The sequence below is a fragment of the Kitasatospora sp. NPDC022856 genome, assembly GCF_055561235.1.
Map to the genome: position 1 here is coordinate 1 of NZ_JBVHHE010000101.1, position 5,550 is coordinate 5,550.

At 72.7% G+C, this 5,550-nt stretch carries 3 protein-coding genes and 1 pseudogene; 1 reads left to right on the top strand and 3 read right to left on the bottom strand.

Translation table 11 applies throughout. The features are described from left to right. Window positions 1–255: 255 nt before the first annotated feature. The 3 genes and pseudogenes from ACZ34W_RS38245 to ACZ34W_RS38255 form a co-directional block, all read right to left on the bottom strand. A pseudogene (locus ACZ34W_RS38245) lies at window positions 256–750 on the bottom strand (transposase family protein); the annotation flags it as partial. Window positions 751–939: 189 nt separating this feature from the next. Further along, window positions 940–2,193 (bottom strand): RNA polymerase sigma factor, encoded by a 1,254-nt coding sequence (locus ACZ34W_RS38250; RefSeq protein WP_465611064.1) that lies wholly within the window; start codon window positions 2,191–2,193, stop codon window positions 940–942. After that, window positions 2,190–2,552 carry a YciI family protein gene (locus ACZ34W_RS38255; protein ID WP_465611065.1) on the bottom strand — a complete coding sequence of 121 codons (363 nt, stop codon included), beginning with the start codon at window positions 2,550–2,552 and terminating at the stop codon, window positions 2,190–2,192. The genes ACZ34W_RS38250 and ACZ34W_RS38255 overlap by 4 nt, the downstream gene beginning before the upstream one ends. Window positions 2,553–3,469: 917 nt before the next feature. Between ACZ34W_RS38255 and ACZ34W_RS38260 the strand changes: the two genes are divergently transcribed. Then, window positions 3,470–4,711, top strand: coding sequence for an NAD(P)/FAD-dependent oxidoreductase (locus tag ACZ34W_RS38260; protein ID WP_465611067.1), 1,242 nt, complete (start codon window positions 3,470–3,472; stop codon window positions 4,709–4,711). Window positions 4,712–5,550 lie beyond the last annotated feature (839 nt).

A 5,550-nucleotide genomic window follows, 5' to 3' on the forward strand; every position in this document is an offset into this window, starting at 1 on the left:
CAGTACCGCCCCGATATCCTCGACGGCTTCCTCACCGGGGCCGGCCTCTCCCTCGACCTCCCACCGCCATCACCCTGAAGCGCCGAAGTCAGTATGGAGCGGACCTCGTCCCTGACTTCCTGCGGCATCGCGCCCACGACCGTCCGCACGTCGCTATCCGTTCCGGCCAGCCAGCCAGCCAGCCAGCCCAACGATCATCGTCCATGGCTTGACCTTTCAGTCCACCGACAGCATCCGAACCCAGGAGTCTAATGACCGATGATCAAGAGCGCGGTCCCCATCTGCCGTGATCCGGTGGCACCGCACGACCGTGAGGACGCGCAGGGTGGTCGAGCGGGAGATCGCGCAGGCCAGGACGCAGGAGAGGCGGGCGCCCGCCCGGCCCGCTAACTCCTTCACAACCTGCCCGAGTTGGTCGGCGAGACGGCGCGTGCGCCGCTGGTAGCGTTCGATCAGGCCGGGGACCTGCTCGCGGAACGTCTGCCGCGGGCAGCCCAGGACCGGGCAGACCATGCGCCGGACCCGCACCGACGCCACGACCCGACGCCCGTCCACCGGCACATCCGCCACCACCCGGCCGTGGAAGGCATGCACCTGCCCCGTCGGCTGCCCGCACATCGGGCACGGCACCGGATCGTCCCTGGTCCGCGCCGACACCCGGATGACCTCGCCCTCGTCCGCCACATCCTCGACGACAAGGGCGGACAGCCCGGAAAACACCACACTCACAAGCTCGTTGACATCACGCACAGCATGCCAACGACGCCCGTCACCCTTCGTTACCACCGAGGATGGGACAGAGCCGTTGATTTGACACTCCCGAACTCCTCAGCGAACTCAAGTCTCCGAGTGTCGGTGTACACCCCACAATGCACGGGCGGGTACGGCTGACGTGCACAGCTGCGGTGCCCGAGTCCGGCGGTGCTTCGGCTCTTGCGGTCAGCCCCGTTCGGGAGTGAGGCGGGCCGCGCGGGAGGAGAGGTGGCGCCGCTCCGGCGTGCTGCTGGTGCGTCGGGCCGCCTCGCGGTAGGCATCGGCCGCTGCCTGGTGGTCGCCGAGTCGTTCGAGGAGGTGGGCACGGGTGGCGAGCAGGCGGTGGTGGTGTGCCGTCCGCTTGTCAGCATCCAGTTCCGCCAGCAGGTCGAGCCCGGCGGCGGGGCCGTGCACCATCGCGACGGCGACCGCGCGGTTGAGGGTGACCACCGGGTTCGGTGCGAGATGCGCCAGCAGGTCGTACAGGGTGAGGATCTGCGGCCAGTCGGTGGCATCGACATGCTCGGCCTCGTCGTGGACGGCGGCGATGGCCGCCTGCAACTGGTACGGGCCGACCTGCCCTTTGGGCAGGGTCTGGCTGATCAAATCGACGCCCTCCGTGACGAGCCGGCGGTCCCAGCGGGCACGGTCCTGCTCGGCCAGCGGCACCAGCGTGCCGTCCGGTCCGGTGCGGGCGGAGCGGCGTGCGTCGGTGAGCAGCATCAGGGCCAACAGCCCGGCCGTCTCAGCGTGTTCGGGCAGCAGGCGGTGCAGCAGCCGGGTGAGCCGGATCGCCTCGGTCGACAGGGCCGGCACCGTCAGGTCGGCGCCGTCGGTGGCGGTGTAGCCCTCGTTGAAGACCAGATACAGCACATGGAGCACCGCCTCCAGTCGCTCGGCCCGCTCTGCCGGCTCCGGCAGGCGCAGCGGCGTCGCGGAGGTCCTGACGGTCTGCTTGGCACGGCTGACGCGCTGGGCCATGGTCGCCTCGGGCACCAGGAAGGCGGCGGCGATCTGCGCTGTGTTCAGCCCCCCGACCGCGCGCAGGGTCAGCGCGATTTGGCTGGGCTCCGACAGCGCCGGGTGGCAGCACAGGAACAGCAGCGCCAGGGAGTCGTCCCGGTCCGCGTGCGCCTCGGCGTCCGCGGCGCGGCTCAGCAGCTCGGCCTGGGGGGTGGCCAGGGCGATGCGGTCCTCGCGCCGGCGCCGCGCCTGCTCGCTGCGCACCTCGTCCACTAGGCGGCGGGAGGCGACGGTGACCAGCCATCCCCTCGGATTGTCCGGCAGTCCCTCGGCGGGCCACTGGAGGGCGGCGGCCAGCAGCGCCTCCTGGACGGCGTCCTCGCAGGTGTCGAAGACGCCGTAGCGGTGGACGAGCGCGCCGAGGACCTGCGGCGCCAGCTCGCGCAGCAGGTCCTCGACGGCGGGCTTCTCGGTCACAGGTCCGTCGCGGCGTCGTGCAGCACCGGCCACAGCTCGACCGGCTCGGTGTCCGCGAAGGGCATGTCGGCGGCGATCTCCTGCGCACGTTCCAGGGACTCGCAGTCCAGCATGTAGAAGCTGGCGATGTACTCCTTGGTCTCCAGGTACGGCCCGTCGGTGACCGTCGCAGCGCCGTCCTTTCGGCGCACCAGCTGCGCGTTGGCCGCGTCCGCCAGGCCGTAGGCGCCCAGCAGTTCACCGCTGTCGCGGTACTTCTTGTTGAACGCGTCCTGCTTGGCGATCGCCTCGGGCCAGGCGTCGGCCGGGTAGGAGTCCCACTTGGCCTGGTTGCCGTAGATCATCGCGACGTACTTCATCAGGTGTCCCCTTTGTGTTCCGCGCACCCTCTCGGCGCGCTTCCACCCCACAGTCGGAGCCGCGGACGGGTCCTCGACATCCGGAACGAAAGAAGATTCCTCGGCTTTCCGCCGAACCGCACCGTCCTGCCGACCCGCCCGAACGGACCAAACGATCAACCTACCCGGCACCCTCCGCCCAGGTACAGCCACCCGCGCGGTGCGCGTTCGCACGTACCCGCCTGTGCGGATTGGCGCGGACGCCGACAGGCGGCGCCGACCGACAGGAGAGATCCGTCGGCCCCGCGCTTACGTCTTCTACACCGGGCTCCCCTCGCGTTCGTCCTGCGACAGCGCCCGCCCCACGCAGAAGGACGTCGGTGCCCACTCCCCCACGAAGATGCCCCACCGGTCCGCGCGGTCGAGCCCCGCCGCCTGCGCCTTCACGGACACCACCCACGAGGCGAACGACAACCCCCATCGACGCCACGCCCGCCGGATAGGCGCGCTCCGACCTCACACCCGCGTCATGCAACTTATTGATGATCATCACAACCTCCAGACAGATTCGGCACTCCAGCCCGCGTGCGGGCCGGCGTAGCGGCGGCGACGCTGGCGGTGAGCCCGTGCCCCACGAGCGGCGGCGCGCCGGAGTCGTCTGGGAGCGGAGGCGGCCGCAGCCCGACCTGTGTGGAGCGGAGTGCTGACCTTCGGCCTGGTGACGGTGCCCGTCGCGCTGTACACGGCGACGCAGTCCCACGACGTGGCTGGAGCGGCCGTGACCCGCCGCCCGGGGTCGCTGGGCCGTGCTGGCTCAGCCGGGCGGTCGGCGAACTCGAGCGACCCGGCCCAGCGCGCTGATCCCGGGCCGGCGGGCCGTCAGGATCTAGGGTCGGTGCCGGACCCCTGACAGCAGGTCACCCGAGAGGCGGCGCGAGATGCCGGCAGAGCCCACCCGAGAACACGACGTCCTGGTGATCGGCGCGGGGGTGTCCGGCCTCGCCTGCGCCCTCGACCTGCGCGGGGCCGGCCTCGACGTGCTCGTGGTGGAGCAGGCCGAGGCGGTCGGGGGGCGGGTGCGCACCGACCGGCGCGCCGGCTTCCTGCTGGACCACGGCTTCCAGGTGTTCAACACCTCCTACCCGCAGGTGAAGCGGCGGCTGCGACTGGCGGACCTGCGGCTGCGTCCGTTCACCCCGGGTGTGCTGGTGCAGACCCCGCGCGGCCGGCTCAGGTTCACCGATCCCACCCGGCGTCCCCGGGACGCCGCGGACCTGCTGCCCGGCCGGCTCGGGTCCGCCCGGGACATCGCCGCGCTCGGCCTGCTCGGCGCCCGGGACGCCCTGCTGCCGCCCGCCCTGCTCCGCCGGGGCCGGGACACCTCCACCCGGTCGGCGCTCGCCGCGTCGGGGATCTCGCCCGCGTTGGTGGAGGACTTCCTCCGGCCGTTCCTGTCCGGCGTCTTCCTGGAGGAGGAGTTGGAGACCTCCGCGCGCTACTTCCACCTGGTCTGGCGCAGCATGCTGCGCGGCACCCTCTGCCTGCCGGACGCCGGCATCGGTGCGGTGCCCGCGCAGCTCGCGGCGGGCCTGCCGGCCGGGGTGCTGCGGCTCGGCACGCCGGTGCGGGAGCTGACGGCGGCCGGGGCGGCGCTCGCCGACGGGACCGAACTCCCGGCCCGGGCCGTGGTGGTGGCCACCGGCCCGGGCGCGGCCGCGGCGCTGCTGCCGGGGCTGGCGGTGCCGGCCACCCGTACGGTGACCACGCTGTACCACGCGGCGCCGGTGCCCCCGCTGGCCGAGCCGACCCTGCTGGTGGACTCCGCGCGGCGGGTGCTGAACACGGTGGTGCTCAGCGAGGTCGCGCCGGGGTACGCGACGGACGGCCGGGCACTGGTCTCCACCTCGGTACTGGGGGCGGCGGACCACCGGGAGGCCGAGGTGCGGTCCACGCTGGCCGGGCTGTACGGGACGGACACCTCAGGCTGGGAGCACCTCGCCTCGTACACCGTGCGGGAGGCGCTGCCGGCGATGCCGGCGCCGTGGCCACTGATCCGCCCGAGCCGGTTCGGCGCGGGGCGCTACGTCTGCGGGGACCACCGGGCGACCGGCTCGCTGCAAGGGGCGATGGCCTCCGGGACGAGGGCGGCGCGTGAGGTCCTCCAGGACCTGGGCCGCTGAGACTGTCGACCCGTGTGACAGACGGCCAGGCGGTCTCCGATACGCCCTCACGACAGAGACGCACGGCACACCGCCGAGGGTCCGCCTCCTCGCGGGTGGGGACGTAGACCTTGCGCAGCGCCCGGATGGCCTTGTCCAGTTCCTCGGCCGGCGGCATGAACAGGTCGCTGTCCAGAACTTCCAGGCCCGCCATCCGCCTGTACGACGTACCGGACGCGTCCAGCGGCCGCTCGAATCCTCCCGTGTTCCACCGTCCGGCACCATGGACCGCCGGAAGCGGGCCCGCGGCGCCCCGATTGCGTCCCGGCCCGGCCGGCCTGTTCAGGTCCCACCCGGACGGGCGCCCGGCAATGGGGCGGCGGGCGTCGAGCACCCCGGAGGAGACACGTCCGCCAGCACCCGGCAACAGGCTGCGCCCCCTGAGAGGCTCCGGGGCTGCGGAGCTCGCAGACGTGCTGCGCCGATTCGGAGGCGGCCAGCCACCTCCAGGACCTGACCTCCGAGTCGGGCGTCGACATGGCGATCCGCTCGGCCGGGCACCCCATCCCTCCGGAGCAGCGATGACCATCCCCGTGCCACCGCCCGCCGCCGCTCGCCCATCGGGGGCTGGCGCCGCGGGCGCGGCCGCGCGCGTGGCTGACGTCGAGGGCCGCCGTGCTGGCCCTGCCTCGCTCCCGGCGTTGCCTCATCCTCACCGTGCACGACGTGCGCACCGACGTGCCGCCGGGGACGCCGTTCCACGTCTTACTGACTTCGGCGCTTCAGGGTGATGGCGGTGGGAGGTCGAGGGAGAGGCCGGCCCCGGTGAGGAAGCCGTCGAGGATGTCGGGGCGGTACTG

What these genes read in the sequence shown, in the direction of transcription:
- ACZ34W_RS38260 (WP_465611067.1), top strand. Translation starts at nt 3,470, where the DNA reads ATGCCGGCAGAGCCCACCCGAGAACACGACGTCCTGGTGATCGGCGCG.
- ACZ34W_RS38255 (WP_465611065.1), bottom strand. Translation starts at nt 2,552, where the DNA reads ATGAAGTACGTCGCGATGATCTACGGCAACCAGGCCAAGTGGGACTCC.